Raw genomic sequence first — 3,003 nt, 5'->3', positions numbered from 1 at the left:
CGATTTTAGCGTCGCCTACAAAGTAATCTTATCGGTGCCCGTTTTATGTGGCGCTTTCCTTTTTCATCAATGGATAGATGCTGGCTTGATATTACTCGCAATGGGGCTAATGCTTATTTCTGAATTGTTTAACAGCGCGATCGAGGTCCTGTGCGACTTTGTTGAGCCTCGACAGAATGATCGTATCCGAGTTAGTAAAGATCTTGCAGCAGCAGCGGCTGGACTTAGTATTCTGGTATGGGCAGCAATTTTAATCATTGAAAGCGTCCATCTCTTTCAATTACGGTAAGAGAAGAATGCTCACAAATTTTATAGCTTGAAGGTCTAGCATTGATAGCCTAGGATTAGCAAGCTTTCTCGACTTATTTTATTTGCGTTCGATATGTTGTATTGCAAGGGGCTAGTGGTCTAACATGAAGGATATTCACTAACTTCCCATAGCCTCTTGTAGAGGGCATTCATCAGACTATGAGTAAGGAGCGATCGCAGACTGTCTTCCGTTAACTCCACAGATGATCCTCCAGCATTCTTAAGATCTCCCTGGAAGCGACAACATTGCTGCGATCGCCCTACCTTAACCTTTGAGCGAGGAACCTTGCATGAAGATCGACTCTCTCAGTACTCAGCGATACTCCGTTCCCTCCAGTGCTCTACTCCCCTTCCTATTCATCACCTTCGGCTTAGCCTGGACTATTTTAGCGCTGTATATCCTATGGCCAGGGGCAATGGCAGCGCTGTTTGGCCAAATGAGTGGGCATCATCCGCTCTTTATCCTGGCGGTATGGACTCCAGCGATCGCGGCCTTAATCCTCATTCTCCGCTATGGTGGGCTGGCGGGCTTACGGCGTTACCTATCGCGGATGTTGCTCTGGCGTTGCCACCCAGCCTGGTATCTCTTTTTGCTAGGGCTACCGCTGGTGTTCTACGCCGGATCTGCCATCAAGGGTAATCTTTGCACCGATCCGCTCCCATTTACATCTTGGTCAGCGATGCTAGCAGCCATCGCCATGACCTTGATCCTCGGCCCGATTGAAGAATTTGGCTGGCGTGGGCTAGCGCTGCCGCTACTGCAACGTCAGGTTGCACCCATTTGGGCCGCACTGATATTAGGAAGCATCTGGGGCATCTGGCACCTGCCGGCTTTCCTGTTGAGCGGCACCCCGCAAAGTGCTTGGTCGTTTACCCCATTTCTGGTGGGCTCAGTGGCTTTGAGTGTCATGGTGACGCCCCTGTTCAACGCCTCGCGGGGAAGCCTCTTATTCCCTTACCTGTTCCATCTGCAACTCATTAACCCGATCTGGCCAGATGCTCAGCCCTACGACATCGGCTTTGTCGTGGTGGTAGCTCTGGTGATTGTCGTCATGAACCGCAAAACTATGTTCCGCAAAACCGGAGCTGTCACTCAGGTCATTCCTTCGCCAGTGCTGATAGATAGGTCAAGATAACTAACCGGGGAAACCCGACCATGAACTAGTCAGCTCAGCAGGATATCGTCTACGGATAGACGAGGGTTTAGCCTGCAGACTGCCGCACAGCATAATGGGTAAAGGCTACCTCAAAGCCATCTCCGTCTGGGGATGCGCCCATCAGGCCTACCTGAAGAATCGGCGCGTCACGAAAGTAGGTCAACCGAAACGGAATGAAATCGCCTTTTTCATCCTCGTAAAACAGTTCGATCGCCTCATCCCGTCGCTCTAGCCGCAGCCGTAGTGCCTCGGGAGCCTGAGGCAGCGCCATCATCGACCAGTCAGAATAGTCATGGGTGACAACGGCGCTCAAGTTTTGCACCCCGTTTACATATTCAATCCCGGCTTTAATCCAGTGGCGATCGCTGGCGCGCACCATCAACCCCGCTTGGTCGTAGAGGTCGCGGTATTGCCCCTGGATAGTGACTTCAGCCACAAAGTCTCCGGTGACGGTTTCATAGAAAAAGTGGCCGCTATGGCGGATAAAGTCGTAGTGGGTCACCCGCCAAAAATCAGTCTTGGGGGCGGTGGTCATCGTGATCTTTTGGTCATCCTGCTTCCATTGAGGTGGTTCATTAAGCCACTGCATCGGTTTTTCCTTTCATTAAACAGAACCGATTATGAACAAAACTCTAGGCCGGGTGCCGCCGATAGGGAAACCGGCTTCGAATAATGCCACCGATGATAGGTGACAGCACCATCAACCCCAGCCCCAACGGCATAAGAGCACCCTGAAACACATCATAGTCCGCCCAGATTTGCGTCCAGGAATAATCCAACACCCAGCGCCCCAATCCTACCTCAAAGGCTAAGGTCAATCCCGCCCAGAGTAGCCCAATCCCCAAGCTCTGAACTCGCGATGCCCGCAACCAAGGCACAAACACCGTCGCAATGATTAAAATCAACAGTGAGCCGATGGCAAAAGAGACTCGATGGGCCAGACTATTGCCTAAGCTAGGTACTAGCCAGAGACTACGAGCTATTCCATTTAGGCTTTCAGCCAGGATAAATACTAGCCAGATAACGAAACTTCTGAGAAGCATCAGAGGTACCTCCGCAATCATCAATTCTTGAGTGGAGTTACTTATAGTCTAGGGCGATCGCCTTATGCTTAATGCTAGCAGATGTAACCATTAAAGCCTCCATATCATTCCAAAACAGATTACGACGCAAATTTGATCAAGGAGTTTTCTCAACCAAGGTTTCATAGGGAGAAAGCAGGTGCGAGCAGTGCAAAAGCACTGAATACTGCACCTTGAATATCCGTGGCGAAGATGTGCCTAAGATGAAAACTTCCTGAAGCTATCTGCGTAACACCTCCTAAGAAGGCTATGCTGCGGAGCAAGGTGAGCATAAACCCATATGAAGTAGTTATCCAGATATTTGTCAGCATAATATTCTCTCAGAGAGTAATATTTAACTCAGGAGATGGCTAATCACCCTGCCCAGTGATGTTAGGGTGAATTAAGATCCACCAGTCGAACTAGGCAGTAATTTGGCGACAAAAGCTAGTGCCAATCTAACCTTCTGGTGTAGT

At 49.9% G+C, this 3,003-nt stretch carries 4 protein-coding genes; 2 read left to right on the top strand and 2 right to left on the bottom strand.

Features of this window, described 5'->3' with window-relative positions:
* Together V6D20_12230 and V6D20_12225 are read left to right on the top strand one after the other, a co-directional pair.
* Positions 1 to 289: diacylglycerol kinase (locus V6D20_12230; GenBank protein HEY9816547.1), on the top strand; the 289-nt coding region annotated here is incomplete at its 5' end.
* Positions 290 to 599: 310 nt separating this feature from the next.
* A complete protein-coding gene (locus V6D20_12225; protein ID HEY9816546.1) occupies positions 600 to 1,445 on the top strand; it encodes a CPBP family intramembrane glutamic endopeptidase in 846 nt (281 codons plus the stop codon).
* A gap of 67 nt (positions 1,446 to 1,512) precedes the next feature.
* Here the strand turns inward: V6D20_12225 and V6D20_12220 are convergent, their stop codons facing one another.
* Together V6D20_12220 and V6D20_12215 are read right to left on the bottom strand one after the other, a co-directional pair.
* A complete protein-coding gene (locus V6D20_12220; protein ID HEY9816545.1) occupies positions 1,513 to 2,055 on the bottom strand; it encodes a DUF1349 domain-containing protein in 543 nt (180 codons plus the stop codon).
* A 43-nt stretch (positions 2,056 to 2,098) separates the two neighbouring features.
* On the bottom strand, positions 2,099 to 2,509 hold the full coding sequence (locus V6D20_12215) for a hypothetical protein (protein ID HEY9816544.1): 411 nt from the start codon (positions 2,507 to 2,509) through the stop codon (positions 2,099 to 2,101).
* Positions 2,510 to 3,003: the final 494 nt, after the last annotated feature.

The organism is Candidatus Obscuribacterales bacterium, from assembly GCA_036703605.1.
Classification (GTDB): Bacteria; Cyanobacteriota; Cyanobacteriia; order RECH01; family RECH01; genus RECH01.
This window is presented reverse-complemented; position numbering and strand designations above follow the sequence as displayed.